General features: G+C 58.7%; 16 protein-coding genes. 6 read left to right on the plus strand and 10 right to left on the minus strand.

The genetic code is table 11. From position 1 onward, the window contains the following. Window positions 1–225: 225 nt before the first annotated feature. Window positions 226–1,947, minus strand: a complete 1,722-nt coding sequence (locus tag ACR0BD_RS12905; RefSeq protein ID WP_480831003.1) for an adenylate/guanylate cyclase domain-containing protein — start codon at window positions 1,945–1,947, stop codon at window positions 226–228. Between the two features lie 285 nt (window positions 1,948–2,232). Between ACR0BD_RS12905 and ACR0BD_RS12910 the strand changes: the two genes are divergently transcribed. Next, the gene (locus ACR0BD_RS12910; protein WP_480698124.1) at window positions 2,233–2,466 is read left to right on the plus strand and encodes a DUF1127 domain-containing protein; all 234 of its coding nucleotides are present in this window, start codon (window positions 2,233–2,235) and stop codon (window positions 2,464–2,466) included. A 46-nt stretch (window positions 2,467–2,512) separates the two neighbouring features. Then, entirely contained in the window at window positions 2,513–2,713 is a 201-nt protein-coding gene (locus ACR0BD_RS12915; RefSeq protein WP_480831005.1) for a YjiS-like domain-containing protein, read from the plus strand. 147 nt (window positions 2,714–2,860) lie between these two features. Here ACR0BD_RS12915 and ACR0BD_RS12920 read toward each other — a convergent pair whose 3' ends face one another. Genes ACR0BD_RS12920 through ACR0BD_RS12940 form a run of 5 tightly spaced genes read right to left on the minus strand, consistent with a single transcriptional unit; the run spans window position 2,861 to window position 6,618 of the window. Then, window positions 2,861–4,003, minus strand: a complete 1,143-nt coding sequence (locus ACR0BD_RS12920) for a saccharopine dehydrogenase family protein (RefSeq protein WP_480831007.1) — start codon at window positions 4,001–4,003, stop codon at window positions 2,861–2,863. A gap of 21 nt (window positions 4,004–4,024) precedes the next feature. Beyond that, a complete protein-coding gene (locus tag ACR0BD_RS12925) occupies window positions 4,025–4,273 on the minus strand; it encodes a SemiSWEET family sugar transporter (protein WP_480698119.1) in 249 nt (82 codons plus the stop codon). A gap of 11 nt (window positions 4,274–4,284) precedes the next feature. After that, on the minus strand, window positions 4,285–5,328 hold the full coding sequence (locus ACR0BD_RS12930) for a saccharopine dehydrogenase (RefSeq protein ID WP_480831009.1): 1,044 nt from the start codon (window positions 5,326–5,328) through the stop codon (window positions 4,285–4,287). A 14-nt stretch (window positions 5,329–5,342) separates the two neighbouring features. After that, entirely contained in the window at window positions 5,343–5,957 is a 615-nt protein-coding gene (locus ACR0BD_RS12935; RefSeq protein WP_480831010.1) for a glutathione S-transferase family protein, read from the minus strand. 10 nt (window positions 5,958–5,967) lie between these two features. Then, on the minus strand, window positions 5,968–6,618 hold the full coding sequence (locus tag ACR0BD_RS12940) for a histidine phosphatase family protein (protein WP_480831012.1): 651 nt from the start codon (window positions 6,616–6,618) through the stop codon (window positions 5,968–5,970). 354 nt (window positions 6,619–6,972) lie between these two features. On the opposite strand from ACR0BD_RS12940, the gene gcvT reads away from it, so the two are divergent. The 3 genes from gcvT (at window position 6,973) to gcvP (ending at window position 11,418) form a co-directional block, all read left to right on the plus strand. Then, window positions 6,973–8,070, plus strand: a complete 1,098-nt coding sequence (gene gcvT / locus ACR0BD_RS12945; RefSeq protein WP_480831014.1) for a glycine cleavage system aminomethyltransferase GcvT — start codon at window positions 6,973–6,975, stop codon at window positions 8,068–8,070. A gap of 17 nt (window positions 8,071–8,087) precedes the next feature. Next, window positions 8,088–8,453, plus strand: coding sequence for a glycine cleavage system protein GcvH (gene gcvH, locus ACR0BD_RS12950; RefSeq protein WP_480698109.1), 366 nt, complete (start codon window positions 8,088–8,090; stop codon window positions 8,451–8,453). Between the two features lie 109 nt (window positions 8,454–8,562). Beyond that, entirely contained in the window at window positions 8,563–11,418 is a 2,856-nt protein-coding gene (gene gcvP, locus ACR0BD_RS12955) for an aminomethyl-transferring glycine dehydrogenase (protein WP_480831016.1), read from the plus strand. A gap of 29 nt (window positions 11,419–11,447) precedes the next feature. On the opposite strand, the gene ACR0BD_RS12960 is transcribed toward gcvP, so the two are convergent. Next, window positions 11,448–12,647 carry a cytochrome-c peroxidase gene (locus tag ACR0BD_RS12960; protein WP_480831018.1) on the minus strand — a complete coding sequence of 400 codons (1,200 nt, stop codon included), beginning with the start codon at window positions 12,645–12,647 and terminating at the stop codon, window positions 11,448–11,450. A gap of 84 nt (window positions 12,648–12,731) precedes the next feature. Here ACR0BD_RS12960 and ACR0BD_RS12965 point away from each other — a divergent pair, with 84 nt between their 5' ends. Beyond that, window positions 12,732–13,202, plus strand: a complete 471-nt coding sequence (locus ACR0BD_RS12965) for a tetratricopeptide repeat protein (protein ID WP_480831287.1) — start codon at window positions 12,732–12,734, stop codon at window positions 13,200–13,202. Window positions 13,203–13,232: 30 nt separating this feature from the next. On the opposite strand, the gene ACR0BD_RS12970 is transcribed toward ACR0BD_RS12965, so the two are convergent. The 3 genes from ACR0BD_RS12970 to ACR0BD_RS12980 are packed head-to-tail and all read right to left on the minus strand — an operon-like array spanning window position 13,233 to window position 16,197. Next, window positions 13,233–14,294, minus strand: a complete 1,062-nt coding sequence (locus ACR0BD_RS12970; protein WP_480831020.1) for a TRAP transporter substrate-binding protein — start codon at window positions 14,292–14,294, stop codon at window positions 13,233–13,235. Between the two features lie 25 nt (window positions 14,295–14,319). After that, a complete protein-coding gene (locus ACR0BD_RS12975; RefSeq protein WP_480831022.1) occupies window positions 14,320–15,609 on the minus strand; it encodes a TRAP transporter large permease in 1,290 nt (429 codons plus the stop codon). Then, window positions 15,610–16,197, minus strand: a complete 588-nt coding sequence (locus ACR0BD_RS12980; RefSeq protein WP_480831024.1) for a TRAP transporter small permease — start codon at window positions 16,195–16,197, stop codon at window positions 15,610–15,612. It lies immediately after the preceding gene. Between the last annotated feature and the right edge of the window lie 20 nt (window positions 16,198–16,217).

The raw sequence follows: 16,217 nt of genomic DNA on the forward strand, positions 1-16,217 counted from the left end.
CTGCCGCGCCAATGGTACTTGGGCTTAAGCCCCGGGAGAGTAGGTCACCGCCAAACCTAGTAAAAGCCCAATCCTCTCTAACACGATGAAATTCCAGAAAACGAACGGTCATTCAGCGACCAGCTTCTGTAACTGCTCAGATTGCGACTAGTTTTTGGTTCTTTAAGCCACACAGCTCAATGTGCCTCGGCTTAATGCATGACGTTTTGATCAAGCACTTCTAGCTTAAGTGATCTCAAGCTTTTTCTTCAGCGGTCCGCTGTTTTTGATGATGACGGCGGGAACCGGTTCCGAAAGGCCCTGAATGGTAATTCCACCCGTTTTACCCAACATGTCCGCCACGCCCAAGCCGCAAAGGTCGTGCATGTATTTCGAGTAGATAATACCAGCCTCAATCTTATGGGTAACGGTTTCAAAGGCCTCTGCGATGACCGAAACTGTACCGATTGCGGTGACAGGTGTCAGCCCTGTTTGACCTGCAGATTTCCCCACACGCCCGATGACCGCTCGTCCTGAATGAACCCCGATGCCAACTTGCAGTGGTTCCTCCAGATGCTGTTCCAGGCTTCCTTGATGCTGTTGCAAAATCAATTGACAGTTTGCAGCGGCTGACAATGCCGATCTTGCGGCCTGCGTTTTGTGCGTTTCCAAACCGAAAACTGCAGTCAAACCATCGTTGGTGAACTTATCGATATGGCCGTTTTGCTCCTCGATCTGCTCGACCATTTGATCCAAAAGCTGGTTTAGAACGAAGATGACGTCATAGGGCAGTGTTTTGTCGACGAAGGGTCTGAACTCTTTGATCTTCAAATTCAGCACACTGACTTCACGTTCTACGCCCCATCCATAAGGGTCTGATTTCAAAGGAGTAGACGCCAGGCGTTTTGGTTGGATCAGTGGACGGATACTGGTGTCGCCGGTTACGCGTGTTTGGCAAGCAAGGCGCATGTTGGGCTCGGCGTTGATTTTGTCGAGCAGCTTACGCTCTGCCGGGCCAATGGGGCTGAGGCCATCCTCTCCCGCGACCACCACAACCCTACAGGTCGAGCAGCGGGCCCGACCGCCGCAAACCGATACATGCGAAAGGCCGTTGTCTCGGCTGATGTCCAAAATCGTTTTGCCAGGCGCTGCGTCGACAGTCAGACCTTCCCCATATGTTACGCGTACGCGGCGCCGCAAACTGGTTGCTATGAAGAACAATAGGAATAGCGTCAGAAGTCCGCACAATATGATGACCACCCAACCTTGGGCGATAGCCTGGTATTCCGAAACGGCCTGACGCACGACAGAAACGCGTTCGGCCAATTCCACGGCTTCGGTCGAGCTAGGATCGAGGTTGATACGAAGCAGTTCGCGCTGTGCGGCCGTCATCCATCCGGCCATCGCGACGATAGGTACGGCGACGGCCAACGGCAGTAAAACCAACAACCCGTTCTTGTACCATTGTTTTGGGCGCAACCAGAAATGCACGCCGATCATTCCATGTAACCAGACCAGCAGCAGCAGCGCGTTCTGCTTGATGGCTGACACAGGCCAGAGCAGCGAAAGCTCTTGCACGTATGTCACAGGAACGCCTGTGACCAATTCTGAACCCCGGGTCACGATGACATGGCTGACCAGCCAATAGGGGATGGCAAGACCCAGTATGATTTGGAACCAGCGCCAGAATGGCATTTTCAGGCTGCGGATACTTAGAATACTGACGGCACCCAAAAGGATGTGCACACCGAAAGAGCCGTAAAGAAGAACGGTGCCGGGAACCGAGCTCCAGACAAGGGACATCACCGACAACGTGCGATCCATCCAGTCGAGCGATACAAGGCCGAGCGCGTGGTTGATGAAATGCCCCGTTGCATAGATCAATAGAACAAGACCCGACCAGAGCCGCGCTTGTTGCGTCAGGGTGCCTTGCCCGTTGGCTTTGATATCCCGGTGATTGATAGCCATGTCAGCGCCTATTCATCCGTCAGTACACCCCTATTCAACTAGCGAATGAACGGGTCACGGATAGTAGGGAATCCCATTGAATCGGCCTTTAGCGGTTCACTTTCAGGTGTGGTTTTCGTGTGCAGTTCAGTGCCCCAAGGCGGGTCGAGGTCGCTCAAAAAGCGCCGCCGCAGGTGCACGGGACAAGATTAACGAAGCTTAATCTGGCGGACCGACATCGTTAATTTGGCCAGCCTTTATTTGATGTGTGACTGGTAAAGCAACACAAACTCAATGGAGGATAATATGGGAACCGCACAAACTGTTACCCCGCAGAAGAGCCTGTTTTTTGGATTGTTCTCGAACTACGCCGAGGCAAGAGTCGAACAGTTCCGCCGTCGGATTTTTGCCAAAACCGTACGTGAGCTGGAAGCCCTGAGCGACAAGCAATTGGACGATATTGGCGTTCCGCGCGACAAGATCAAAGAGCGTGCTTATCAAAGTGTCTATGCCCATCAGCCCTATCAGCAAGCCGCGTAACACCGGCGAACGCCAACCAAGCTGAAACGTAACAGGGAGGAGTGTTATGCTGGATACGATTTCAAGCATTGCGGTGACACCGAACGCCAGTGCATTGGTCCTGTTTGACCGAGCCATGAAAATAAAGGCGATCCGGGCGGATATTGTGCGCGCCGCGCAAGAACTGAACCGCCTGAGCGATCACCAGCTATCAGAGCTGGGAATAAATCGCAGTGACATCGAAGATACGATCGAAAGGTATATCTGAGCGATCATGACTAAAGACCGAAGTCGCGGGATCATAGCCTGTGTTGCTGCACACCTCAGGAACAGGGCAAGTCAAAACCCCGCCAAAACATAAAGCCGTTCCAAAACTCGGAACGGCTTTTGTTTTTGCGTCTAATAAGAAACGGGGTCACATGGTGTGATCCACAATCTGCAAATGCTGTGCCAGCCTGTCGATTTCGGCCATCCAATTCTGTACCAGTTTTGGGTCACTGGGCGCCGCGCTGACACCTGCCGGGATGGCGCGCTCTAATACGGCCTCTACCGCCAAAGACACAGGGATTGAAACGAGGCGGGCCATTGCTGTGCCTCTGGCATCGCCCCAAGCATCCATCACGTAAGTCTTGTTCCAGACATCTATTCCGTCTTTTTGAGCCTTCAGGCCGACGCACAAAACAACGCGATCGGGCTCGCCTTCGTCATAGGCATTCTCGGCCCAGAACTGATCGGACATCTCTTTCAGGCGCGCGTCGCCTTCGGGGCCCGAGAGGCTTTCGATCTCGGTAAACACGTCCGACCACGCATCGGCCCAACCGTTTAACCGCAAGGTGCCGCGGACGAATTCTTTGACGGTCCAGTGATCCTCGAACTGGTACTCGGCCATGAAGGGCAGTGAGTCGCGGTTGGGATAGACCTCAAAGCTTTCGGGTGTGGGCAGCGGCGCGATATAGCTGCTGATCGCGTCCCATGGCCGCGCAACATCCAGCGGGGCGTAGTCGCGGATCGACTTGGACGGGGACCGCAGCGCCTTGAGCACACCCAGAGGCGACCAGCTGAATTTATAGCGGAACGGGTTCGGGTTTTTGGGAATACCACCGCAATATGAAATAAAGCTCAGGTGGTTTTGCGGATCGAATGCACCCGACGCGCGATAATCGGCGACCAGCGCATGGGCCATCAGGTGGTCGATACCCGGGTCCAGCCCAACCTCATTGACCAGCGCCACACCGGCTTCGCGCGCCTTGTCGTCCAGTGCGCGCATTTCGGGCGCTATATACGACGACGAAACAAAGTTGGCTTGTTTTGAGATCGCCAGTTCTGCCAGCGGCACATGCCAGTCGCCGGGCAGCATGGACACGATCACGTCGCCCTTTTCCAGCGCGGCACCAAGCGCGTCGAGGTCAAAGGCGCGGATGTCGTCGGTCAGATCGCCAACTTCGGCCTTGGCTTTTTCGATGGTCCGGTTCCAGACGGTAACCTTGTGCCCGCCGTCGATCAGGCGGCGCAGGCCGGGGATGGCCGACAGGCCGGTGCCACACCAGTGAATCGTCATTCGTATGCTCCTTTTCGGCTTTCAGCCGAATTTAAGTTTCGCGGTTACAATCGCACCGACCAGCAGAATTGATATCACATTGCCAAGGATCAACGGCCATGCAGCGATCATCAGCCCATAGATCAGCCACAGTGTCAGCGTGGTCAGGATCAGCAAGTTGGCAGGAAGGGACAGGTCTTTTGTTTCGCGGGTGCGCCACGTTTTGAGAGTCTGAGGCAACCAGCACACTGTTCCCAAAATTGCCGCTGCTGCCCCGATCAGGTGTTCCATGGTTGCCTTGCCTAACAGTGTTTGACGAATTCGGCCCGTGCCCGACCCCAGACGCCGCTGTCCAGATCGGTCAGTGTCAGCAGCGAGGGAAGCAGTTGTGTGGCATAGTCCTGCGAGCTTTCGACAGGCAGCATTGAGGGCAGGTTGTCGATGGCCATCACATCCATCACCGGATCATCGGCCACGCGCAGGGCGGGGGCGTCCCACGTGGTGGCGCGGTCATAGACCGGGACCGGGTTGTAATCGCTGTCCGGGTCGCAGGCCACGTCACCGATCGCAGTCAGTTTGCGCGGCGCGGTCAGTGCCTCGCGCGGAACAAAGACGGGCGTTCCGGGACGTGCGAAGATGCAGTTCAGGAACAGGTCGTGATCAAGGATTTCAGGGAAGGGTCCGCCGCTTGCGGTCTCGGCCATATCCCATTTGGTCACGGCGACGCCCATAGCCTCGCACAGATCCGCAGCGCCGGTGCCCACGCGGCCCAAGGCGCCGATGACGATGGCGGTGGGACGGGTGCCGGTGGCGTCCAACTGTGCCAGCAGTTCGGCGTTCAAGGCGTCCTTACCGGGATATACACCGACCGGAGGGCACTCCTGCCCCTGTTGCTGGGCGACCCAGGTTTTCAGAGTGACCGCACCGCCCGCATACCCGGCCCAATAGCCAAAGGCAGCAACACGGCGGCCGTCTTCGTCCACCAGATATTCCAAATCATAAAGCGTGCCGCCGCCGGCCTTGAACCGCTCTAGCAGCGCGCGGCCTGAGTGTTGGCCCTTATAGGCATGGCCAAACATGATGTGGCGATGGGGCAGAGGCGTCCCGTCTTCCGGCAGCTCTTTGAGGCCGAAGATGATCGCATCCAGCGGGGCTTTGGGCCATGAGTTCTCGGCTGCGATCTCACACCCGGCCTCTTTGTAACCGTCCAGCGGGATCGCGCGGACCGAACTTTCCTCGACCGTCACGCGGATGCCTGCCGCGATCAACGCCGCAGCGCCTTCGGGGGTCAGTCCGACCCGTTCCTCGTTCGGGCGCTGTTCCGCCCGGACCCAGAGATGTGTCATTCGTATTCCTTTTGTCAGAGCATCCCGGCGGCACGCACCGCCTTAACCGAAGGTCTCGTCTCCATCGCCTCGCGGAAGGCGATAATCTTGGGAAAGGCCGAGACATCAACCCCGTCCCCTTCCAGCCAGCTGCACACGACATAAAGGTAGGCATCGGCCAGCGAGAACGTGTCACCCAGCACGAATGGCCCACGCAACCCGTTGGACGAGATATACTCGCAGGACGCAGTCATCGTCTGGGTAACCTTGTCCTTCATGTCTTTCAAACTGGGCTTTTTGTCTGCCCAACGGTGCCCGCGCATCTTGTGGGCGTGGTTCACATGCATGGTCGAGGCAAGGTAGTACATCACCTCACGCATCCGTGCCGCCATCACCGGATCCTCAGGGACCAGCCCCGCCTGCGGAGCAATCGTCGCAATATAGTCCAGCAGCGCGCCGGTCTCGGTCAGAATGCCGCCTTCAACCGCCAGTGCCGGAACGCGACCCTTGGGGTTGATCTGCCTGTAGGCGGGCTTTGTCTGTTCGCCACCAGCGAAGTCCAGCTTGATTGCTTCATAGTCGAGCCCGCTTTCTTCGAGCACAATGGCGACAGCGACCGAGATCGTGCGCGGGGCATAATAGAGCTGCATCGTAGCCTCCTTACAGGTGAGTTTGTGCGTATTGCCGGTCTGGTGCTTCCAGATGCGGAACAGCGTTGAACAACACGGGGCTCAGCTGTGTTCCAATCGGGTGAAGGCGGTGCATCGACGTATTCATGATCGCAAGCGCCACCCGCGCCATTGCCGGAATATCCAGCCCCATGGCCTGTCGCACCACCATCGAGATCAACCCGCCAGAGGTCACCACAATGGCGGGCCCACCTTCGGTGCCGATGTCGCGCAGCGCGTCTGATACGCGGGTTTCGAATTCGACAAAGGTTTCAGGTGTATCCTGAATCTCGCCATTGGCCCAGGCTGCGAAAGTTCGCGGCAGGTGTTCGACGAACTCTTCGCGGTCGGTGGGAACGGCTATGCCCTTTTGATCTTCAAGCAACTTGGCGAGGGTGAAATACTCAATCTCGTTCAGCCTTGCGTCCTGAATCGGTTCAGGAAGGCCCATGCTGGCCGCTGTCTCGACGTGCCTGGTCAGGGTCCCACAATACACGCGTGGATAATGTGCCCGTGTGGCTTGCAGATGCGCGCCAAGCCAATGTGCCTGTTGATGGCCCAGTTCACTGAGCTTGTCATAGTTCCGTTCATCTCGTGCAGCGGTGTTGGCCTGGCCGTGACGTATCAGGGTAATATGTGACATGTGCGCCTCTCTTGCCGCAAAGTCTTAGGGCAGGTTCCCGGTCGGGACCAGAGACGTTCGTTCGCTGGATGGCAAAAAACTTGGGGATTGAACCTGCTTACCCGAAAGCGCGCGGCTTGTTTCGGCCCATGGTAAAATTCCCGTGTTGCGTAACGGAAAAAAGTTTCCTATACGACACAAAATCAGGCATACACGAGTATACCGACGATTCTGCACATAACCAAACACGCTGGCATCTGCTGGTTGACTTGGGGAATGGTCCCGGAAAAAGTTGGAAAGGAACGTATGTCGCACCTTGTTGCCCAACCGATATGGGCAGCAGTTTTGGACAACGGGCTTGGAGGGGTCTTCGACATGACTGACGCACCAAAACGCACACCGCTCTACGATCTTCATGTCGAGCTTGGCGGTAAGATGGTCGACTTTGCAGGGTGGGAGATGCCGGTCCAATATCCTTTGGGGATTATGGGTGAGCACAAGCACTGCCGGGAAAAAGCGGCTGTGTTCGACGTCAGCCATATGGGTCAGGTGATCCTTAGGGGTGAAAACGTAGGTGAAAAGCTCGAGGCACTATGCCCCCAAGCCTACGCAACCTTGAAAGAGGGTAAGGCGCGGTACGGGTTTTTCACCAATGCCGATGGCGGGATCATGGATGACCTGATCGTGTCGAAAGCGGGGGACCACTATTTTGTAGTGGTGAATGCCGCGCTGCGCCATCAGGACATCCCGCATATACAGGCGCATTTAGACGGCGTTAAGGTGACCGAAATCTTCGACCGCGCACTGGTGGCCGTGCAAGGTCCGAAGGCCGAGGATGTTGTTGGGGGCCTTTGTCCCGCGGCGCGCGATCTCAAGTTCATGGAAACCACAGTGGCGGAAATCAACGGTGTCGAATGCCGTATTTCGCGTTTGGGTTACACCGGTGAGGACGGGTACGAGATTTCGATCCCAGAGGCTGAAGCGATAGGAATAACCCGCGCGTTTCTGGCCCATGAAGATTGCGAGCCCGCTGGTTTAGGCGCACGCGATAGCTTGCGACTCGAAGCTGGTTTGTGCCTCTACGGCAATGATATCGACCAGACGACCTCTCCGATCGAGGCCTCTCTGGGCTGGGCAATCCAGAAACGCCGCAAAGAAGAAGGCGGCTTTCCCGGTGCAGAACGCATCCAGATGGAACTGGCAGAGGGGCCTTCGCGCAAGCTGGTTGGCATCAAGCCCGAGGGCCGCGCCCCGGCGCGTCAGGGCGTTGAGATCCAATGCTCCGAGGGCAACACAATTGGTCAGATCACATCGGGTGGTTTCGGCCCCACGGTCGGTGGTCCGGTAGCAATGGGTTATGTCTCAGCAGGACACGCCGCTCCGGGCGAAGCCGTCAACCTGATCATCCGGGGCAAGCCGCAACCGGCGCAGATCGCAGCGCTGCCCTTCGTCACCCAGAATTACAAGCGTTGAAGTCAGGAGAGAGAAGCATGGCAACCTATTATTCCGAAGAGCATGAATGGATCGATGTCGATGGTGACACGGCCACTCTGGGCATTACCCAGCACGCTGCCGAGCAGCTTGGGGATGTGGTGTTCGTTGAACAACAGGAAGTTGGTGACGAATTTGCCAAGGATGGCGAGATTGGCGTGATCGAGTCTGTCAAAGCCGCTTCGGAACTCTACGCGCCGGTCGATGGTGAGATCATCGAGGTCAACGAAACCCTTGCAGATAACCCCGGCGCGCTGAACGAAGATCCAGAAGGCAACGCATGGATCTACAAAATCAAGATCGCTGACGCATCGCAGCTCGAAGATCTGATGGACGAAGCGGGCTACAAAGCTTTCATCGGCTGAACCCAAGGCGGGTCCCCGCGCGGATCCGTCCTTCATCTGGCTAAAAATATCCCCGCCGGAGGCACCTGCCACAGCGGCCGGGCGGGACCTTCCTTGAGGAGCGCTACCAATGGCTTTCAAACTGACCGATTACGAAGCCTATGACTTCGCCAACCGCCGCCATATCGGGCCCAGCCCAACCGAGATGCGCGATATGCTCAAGGTGATCGGCTTCAAGACGCTGGACCAGCTGATCGACGCCACTGTCCCACCTGCGATCCGGCAGAAGGACCCGCTGGACTGGGGTCCCGCGATGACCGAACGCGATGCGCTGTTCCACATGAAAGAGGTGGCGAGCAAGAACAAGGTCCTGACCTCGCTGATCGGGCAGGGGTATTACGGCACCACCACGCCTGCACCGATCCTGCGCAACATTCTGGAAAACCCGGCCTGGTACACGGCATACACTCCCTATCAGCCCGAGATCAGCCAGGGCCGTCTTGAGGCGCTGTTGAACTTCCAGACCATGGTTAGTGACCTGACCGGGCTGGACGTCGCCAATGCCTCCCTGCTGGACGAAGCCACCGCAGCGGCTGAGGCGATGGCCATGGCCAAACGTGGCGGGCGGTCCAAGGCCAACAACGCAGCCTTCTTTGTCGACCGTAACTGCCACCCGCAGACCATCGCTGTGATCAAAACCCGCGCCGAGCCCTTGGGCATCGACGTACAGGTAGGCGATCCTGACCAACTGGAAGCAGACGCCGTCTTTGGCGCGATCTTCCAATACCCTGGCACCCATGGTCATGTACGCGACTTCACCGCCGAGATCGCGGCGCTGCATGAACACAAGGCTATCGCCATCGTCGCTGCCGACATCCTGTCGCTGGCGCTGCTGAAGTCACCGGGTGAGATGGGCGCGGATATCGCCATCGGCTCGACCCAGCGCTTTGGCGTGCCGATGGGCTATGGCGGCCCGCACGCGGCCTATATGGCGACCACCGACAAGCTGAAACGCGCCATGCCCGGCCGGATCATCGGTGTCAGCATCGACAGCCGGGGCAACAAGGCGTACCGCCTGTCGCTGCAGACCCGTGAACAGCACATTCGCCGCGAAAAGGCGAACTCGAACGTCTGCACCGCGCAGGCGCTGCTGGCCGTCATCGCCTCGATGTATGCCGTGTACCACGGCCCCGACGGCATCAAGGCCATCGCGCAATCGGTGCACCGCAAGACCTCGCGTCTGGCTGTTGGTCTGGAAGAGGCGGGCTTCACGGTCGAACCTGAGGTATTCTTTGACACCATCACCGTGGAAGTCGGCCACCTGCAAAAGACCGTCATGGAGGCCGCCGTGGCCCGTGGCGTCAACCTGCGCAAGGTCGGTGACACGAAAGTGGGCATCAGCCTCGATGAACAAACCCGCGCTGAAACCATTGAGGCCGTCTGGGGTGCCTTTGGCATCGACCGAACCGATGACAGCTCGAACGTGGCGTACCGCTTGCCGGATTACGCGCTGCGCGAGACGCCGTATCTGACCCACCCGATCTTTCACAAGAACCGGGCCGAGGCCGAGATGACCCGCTATATGCGCCGTCTGGCCGACCGTGATCTGGCGCTGGACCGGGCGATGATCCCGCTGGGCTCTTGCACCATGAAGCTGAACGCCACGATCGAGATGATCCCGGTCACCTGGCCTGAGTTCGGCAATCTGCACCCGTTCTGCCCGGAAGATCAGGCCCAGGGATATCACGAGATGATTACTGATCTGAACGACAAGCTGTGCCAGATCACCGGCTACGACGCGATCAGCCAGCAGCCCAACTCGGGTGCGCAGGGCGAATACGCAGGCCTCCTGACCATCCGCAACTATCACTTCGCCCGCGGCGAAGGGCACCGCAATGTCTGCCTTATCCCGACCTCGGCGCATGGGACCAACCCGGCCTCGGCCCAGATGGTGGGCTGGCAGGTGGTGCCCGTGCAATCGGATGAGAACGGCAATATCGACCTTGCGGACTTCCGCGCCAAGGCCGAGAAGCATTCCGATCATCTGGCCGGTTGCATGATCACCTACCCCTCGACCCATGGCGTGTTCGAGACCACCGTGCAGGAGGTCTGCCAGATCACCCATGACCACGGCGGTCAGGTCTATATCGACGGGGCCAACATGAACGCCATGGTGGGACTGTCACGTCCCGGTGACATTGGCGGAGATGTCAGCCACCTGAACCTGCACAAGACCTTCTGCATCCCCCATGGCGGTGGTGGCCCGGGCATGGGTCCGATCGGCGTCAAGGCGCATCTGGAGGAACACCTGCCGGGCCACCCGGAATACGGCACCGCCGTGGGCCCGGTCTCGGCGGCGCCCTTCGGCTCGCCCTCAATCCTGCCGGTCAGTTGGGCCTATGTGCTGCTGATGGGCGGCGCGGGTCTGACGCAGGCCACGAAAGTGGCGATCCTGAATGCCAACTACATCGCCGCACGTCTGCAGGATGCCTATCCGATCCTATATACGTCCGAGACCGGACGTGTGGCACATGAATGCATCCTCGACACGCGCCCGCTGGACGCCGAGGCGCATGTGACCGTGGACGATGTCGCCAAGCGTCTGGTCGATTCCGGCTTCCACGCCCCGACCATGTCCTGGCCGGTGGCGGGTACGCTGATGGTGGAGCCGACGGAATCCGAGCCGAAGGACGAACTAGACCGTTTCTGCGACGCCATGCTGTCCATCCGGGCCGAGGCGCAGGACATCATCGACGGCAAGATCGACGCAGAGAACAACCCGCTGAAAAACGCCCCCCACACGGTGCGCGATCTGGTCGGAGACTGGGACCGCCCCTACACCCGCGAACAGGCCTGTTTCCCTCCGGGTTCCATGGGCGTCGACAAATACTGGTCGCCGGTCAACCGCGTCGATAACGCCTACGGCGACCGAAACCTCGTATGCACTTGCCCGCCGATGTCGGAATACGAGGAAGCAGCAGAATAACAAAAAAGCCCTGCATTTGCGGGGCTTTTTTACGGCTCGAAATCTGCTGGCACACCGAAAGGCGGTGTATCCACACTTGTTCCAGTCAGTGCGTGCATAAACGCCACAAGGCTACTGATTTCGGCGTCCGACAACTGCACCGGGGTTATGTCGATCTTTTTGCGCTGCCGCTCCATTTCCAGCCGATCATCCCACACTATAAAATCGGCTTTTTGCAGCCACGGGATGCGGGGCAACGCCGCCATATCTTTTGTCCAGTGTGACAGGCTGTGTTCGGGGTTCAGATGATGCCGGATCATGCTTTCAAGATCAGGAAACGCTCCGTTATGCCCGTAAGGTGCGGTCAGGGCGACATTGCGTAGCATCGGGGTGCGAAAGCGATAGGCGTCCTCAAGCCGGTCGCTTTCGCCCATGCGGCCAACGTCACGCACATAAGGATCCCATTGCCGCGTGCGACCCGGCCCAAAGGGCGGTAGCGCCAGCGCATGGAATTCCTGATCCGACATTAGCGGGCCGGAATGGCACGAGGCGCAATTTGCCTTGCCATAGAACAGGTCCATTCCCTCTTTCTGATCTGTCGTCAGGGCTGATGCGTCGCCCGTCAAATACTGATCGAAGGGGCTGTCGGCACTGCGCCACTCAACCGCCATGAACGCGGCCAGGGCGTTGGCGATCTGGGTGATGGTGATGTCTTCGGTCGTTTCAACCTCATCAAAAGCGGCGACCATGGCCTTGCCATAGCCCGGATCGGTACGCACACGTTTGGCAAGGATTGGCCAGCCCAGATCAATCCTGTCTGCAACCGCTCCGGTCACTTGATTTTCGCCGACATTCCCCGCCATTTCGAATTGCGAGGTCAGCGGGAACAGCGCCTGTGCGGCGAGCAGCGAGTTCAGACCCTCAGGCAACCATTCCTGCGCCGGAGAGTTGAACTCGTTGCCGTAGACATCCGAGATACTCAGGCGGCCATCGTGGAATACGGTGTGAATCTCTTTCGCGCCAAGGTTCCAGAGCCCGGGCGAGTTACGCGGGATGCGTTTTCGGATTTTATCCGCGCCAATGCCAGGCGTGCGGTCCGGCCCCAGCCCTTGCCCGCCTTCGCCTATGCCCAAAGACAACCCGTCCGAAGTGCCGAAATCCGGGTGGTGGCAATGGGCGCAGGATATGTTCTGGTTGCCTGACAAGATGGGGTCGTAAAACAGTTGATGACCGATGGCGGCCTGTTTCATATCAAAGAGGATAAAGTCATCATCGGTCAGCGGGCGCGGCAGTTCCTGCGCTGCCGCTGCACCGACGAAAAGGAAGAAAACCCCATGCGCCAGCTTGTATTTGCCCTTTGCCTTTTTGCGACCCCGACGCTGGCCGAGCTGGAACAAGCGCGCGACATGATGGAGGCCGGTGAGTTTGAAGCCGCACGCGAGGAACTGCTGCCCGCCGCGCGGTCCGGCAATGCCGAGGCCGAAGAGTTGATCGGCGTCATGTACGGCCTTGGGCTGGGGGTCGAGCAGGATTACGAGCGGGCGTTTGACTGGTATCTGCGTGCTTCGATGAAGGGGCACCCGGGGGCGCAGTCGGGTGTCGGCTGGTACTATGAGCTGGGTCTGGGCATGCCTGCGCCCGATCTGGTTCGGGCGTATATGTGGTACACGCTTAGCGCGATTGGCGGCGACCCCGATGCGGCGATCAGCCTTGAGGAAGTGGTCAAGAAAATGACGCCGGAGCAGATTGAAAGAGCGCATGTTCTGGTGAATGACTACAAAGGGTGGATGTACCCGTTTCGGTAAGGGCCGGACGCAGCGCCCGGCCCCTTTCGCTTAGTTCAGATCCGCGTCGCGTGAGGCGTTGATATCAGCCTCGGCCGCTGCAACCGCTTCGGTCAGGGCGTTGAACACCTCGTCCCCGCGGGCCACGTTGGACTGGAACCAGTCATAGACCGGGGTTGCGGCCTCTTTGAACGCAGCTTTCTGGTCGGGTGTCGGCACGTACAGGTCGCCGCCACCAGCGACGAAATCCTCATAGGCCTGGATCGACTTGCGCTTGGGCGAGGCAAAGGTGGCCTGCTGCAGCGCATAGAACCCGTCGACAACCACGCGGCGCATGTCCTCGGGCATCTCCTGGAACTTGGCGTTATTCATCCACCACAGCGCGCCCATATAGGCGTGGCCGTCCAGTGTGACGTATTGCAGACCGGCATCGGGGAATTTCATCCCCATGATGTCGGTGATCCCGTTCTTGGACCCTTCAACCACACCGGTCTGGAAGCTGGTGAACAGTTCAGGCCACGGGATCGGGGTGGGCGATGCACCCAGTGCCTTGACCAGCTCTTGCGGCAGGTCAGCGACCACGGTGCGGATTTTCAGACCTTCCATATCCGCAGGCTCGGCGATGCGGCGCTGGGTGTTGGCAAAGTTGCGCCAGCCGCCGGTGTTGCCGATGGTCATCAGACGAATTGTCCCACCGGAATCCTCAAGCGCCATGTCGCGAACCTTGCGGGTGAAATCGCCGGACAAGACATGCTCGGCCACGCGGTCATCGGCCATCAGATAGGGCAGGTCCAGGACCTGCACGTAGGGGAAGATGCCCGACGCGCCGCCCGAGGTCGAAATATAGATGTCGATCGTACCGTCAGCCACGCCTTGCAGGCACTCGGCCCCGTTCGAGCACAGCTGCGTGCCGATGAACAATTCGACCTCGATGGCGCCGTTCGAGGCAGCCTCGACATAGTTCTTAAAGACGATCAGGCCGTCATAATCCTCGTCATTCTCGTTCGAGTTCGCTGTCGCGCGCAGGGTATAGTCGGCGGCAACGGCAGATATGGCGGACGCGGCCACCAGCGATGTGGCCACCGCTGCGGTTTGGAAAAGTCTTCTGAGCATGCGTTTCCTCCCTGTGATACTCAGTTCAGTTTGCAAATCCCGTTATCCTCGGGATTGTCATGGATAGTGCGGGGACATAGGTGATCAAAAAGATCACTATGATTTCGACAGCCAGAAACGGCAGGATCGCCTTGGCAATGGTCTCGACCTTTTCGCGCGATACGGCGGCAGCCACGAACAGCACCAGCCCCATGGGCGGAGTGGCCAGACCGACGGTCAGGTTGACGCTCATGATAATGGCGAAATGGATCGGGTCCACGCCGAGGCTTGTGAAGATGGGCGCAAGGATGGGGCCAAGGATGATGATCGCGGGGCCTGCGTCCAGAAACATGCCGACGATGAACAGCAGCAAGTTGATGAGGAACAGCAGGATCAGCGGATTTTCCGACAGGCTGAGGATCAGTTGCGCCAGTTGTTCGGGCGCGTGGCTGAGACTGACCACGGTCTTGAATGCCATCGCCGCGCCGACCAGCAGCAAAACCACGGCTGAGGTCAGGCCTGCGTTGCTAAGAATCTCGGGCACCTCTTTGATCGTCAGGGTGCGCAAGACGAAGAACCCGATGATGAACGCATAGCCCACGGCCACGGCGGCCGCCTCGGTCGGGGTGAAGATGCCGCCAAGGATACCGCCCAGAATGATGACCGGCGTGAGCAAAGGAAAGAAAGCCTTTAGGCTGGCCTGACGACGCTCGGGCCATGTGTATTTGCGGCTGGCAACGGGGAAGTCGTATTTGTCGGCCATGACTTTGATCATCAGCATCAAGCCAACGCCAACCATTACACCCGGCACGATGCCCGCAAGGAACAGAGCCGCAACGCTTTCACCCATCACATAGGCATAGATGATCATGATGCCCGAAGGTGGAATGATAGGCCCGATCACCGAGCTGGCCGCCGTGATCGCAGCGGCGAAACGGCGGGTATAGCCCTGTTTCTCCATCGCCGGGATCAGCATCGAGCCCAGTGCCGAGGTATCGGCCACCGCCGATCCAGACAGCCCGGCGAACAGGATTGAACTCAGAACGTTGACATGGGCCAGACCGCCGCGGAAGTGGCCCATCAGTGCCTGAGAGAACTCGACCAGACGGATGGTGATGCCGCCGCGGTTCATCAGCTCTCCGGCCAGCATGAAGAAGGGAATGGCCATCAACGGGAAGCTGTCCATACCATTGTAGACATTGCGGTACAGGAGCGTGATGTCGGCAGTTTGACCGTTCAGCCACAACAGAATACCGGGCGCGGCCAACAGGGCGAAAAAGACCGGCAGGCCGATCATTAGGAACACGAGGAAGGTGGGCAGGAACCAGATCAGCATCTATTCAGCCCCCACCGGCGCATCTGCGATTTCAGGGAGCATGTCCCCGCCGCCCAGCATCGTTACGATGGCGCGCAAGATAAGCTCGATATTCACAACCAACAGAAGAATGACCCCCACCAGCAACGAGGCCATCATCCAGCTGCGCGGGACGCGGTACCATTCGTCAAAGCCCAGCGAAGTCGGAACATAGAGCGCCGCCGTCGCAAAGCGGCCTCCGAAACCCGTGACCTCGAACCAGCCGATATTCACCGCGACGGCCAGCACCACCAGAGAGACGAACAGCAGAAACAGCATCAATACCTGCCCCAGCACGCGCGGCAGCATCATGGGAACCATATCGATCGCCACGAACCCTCCGCGTCGGAACGCAGTGGGGGCCATCAGCCCGGTCATCCAGAGCATGCAGAAGCGGGCGGCCTCATCCGGCCAGGGCAGGGCGTTGCCTAAAACGTATCGGAAGAACACCTGAATCAGGATTGCGATCACCATCAATGCAATCGCAACGACACCAACCGCGCGGCCCAAACGCAGCACGGTTTCGTTCACGAATGCAATCGGCGCAAGCGCCGTTGCTAGTCCGCCCATGCGGATCCTCCCTTGTTCAG

It is taken from the genome of Ruegeria sp. G5, from assembly GCF_056533365.1.

Bases quoted from the DNA above. Each gene is read 5' to 3' on its own strand.
- ACR0BD_RS12965 (WP_480831287.1), top strand. From the start codon at position 12,732: ATGCGCCAGCTTGTATTTGCCCTTTGCCTTTTTGCGACCCCGACGCTG.
- gcvT (WP_480831014.1), top strand. From the start codon at position 6,973: ATGACTGACGCACCAAAACGCACACCGCTCTACGATCTTCATGTCGAG.
- ACR0BD_RS12905 (WP_480831003.1), bottom strand. From the start codon at position 1,947: ATGGCTATCAATCACCGGGATATCAAAGCCAACGGGCAAGGCACCCTG.
- ACR0BD_RS12930 (WP_480831009.1), bottom strand. From the start codon at position 5,328: ATGACACATCTCTGGGTCCGGGCGGAACAGCGCCCGAACGAGGAACGG.
- ACR0BD_RS12915 (WP_480831005.1), top strand. From the start codon at position 2,513: ATGCTGGATACGATTTCAAGCATTGCGGTGACACCGAACGCCAGTGCA.
- gcvP (WP_480831016.1), top strand. From the start codon at position 8,563: ATGGCTTTCAAACTGACCGATTACGAAGCCTATGACTTCGCCAACCGC.
- ACR0BD_RS12940 (WP_480831012.1), bottom strand. From the start codon at position 6,618: ATGTCACATATTACCCTGATACGTCACGGCCAGGCCAACACCGCTGCA.
- ACR0BD_RS12975 (WP_480831022.1), bottom strand. From the start codon at position 15,609: ATGCTGATCTGGTTCCTGCCCACCTTCCTCGTGTTCCTAATGATCGGC.
- ACR0BD_RS12935 (WP_480831010.1), bottom strand. From the start codon at position 5,957: ATGCAGCTCTATTATGCCCCGCGCACGATCTCGGTCGCTGTCGCCATT.
- ACR0BD_RS12980 (WP_480831024.1), bottom strand. From the start codon at position 16,197: ATGGGCGGACTAGCAACGGCGCTTGCGCCGATTGCATTCGTGAACGAA.
- ACR0BD_RS12925 (WP_480698119.1), bottom strand. From the start codon at position 4,273: ATGGAACACCTGATCGGGGCAGCAGCGGCAATTTTGGGAACAGTGTGC.
- ACR0BD_RS12960 (WP_480831018.1), bottom strand. From the start codon at position 12,647: ATGAAACAGGCCGCCATCGGTCATCAACTGTTTTACGACCCCATCTTG.
- ACR0BD_RS12920 (WP_480831007.1), bottom strand. From the start codon at position 4,003: ATGACGATTCACTGGTGTGGCACCGGCCTGTCGGCCATCCCCGGCCTG.
- ACR0BD_RS12970 (WP_480831020.1), bottom strand. From the start codon at position 14,294: ATGCTCAGAAGACTTTTCCAAACCGCAGCGGTGGCCACATCGCTGGTG.
- ACR0BD_RS12910 (WP_480698124.1), top strand. From the start codon at position 2,233: ATGGGAACCGCACAAACTGTTACCCCGCAGAAGAGCCTGTTTTTTGGA.
- gcvH (WP_480698109.1), top strand. From the start codon at position 8,088: ATGGCAACCTATTATTCCGAAGAGCATGAATGGATCGATGTCGATGGT.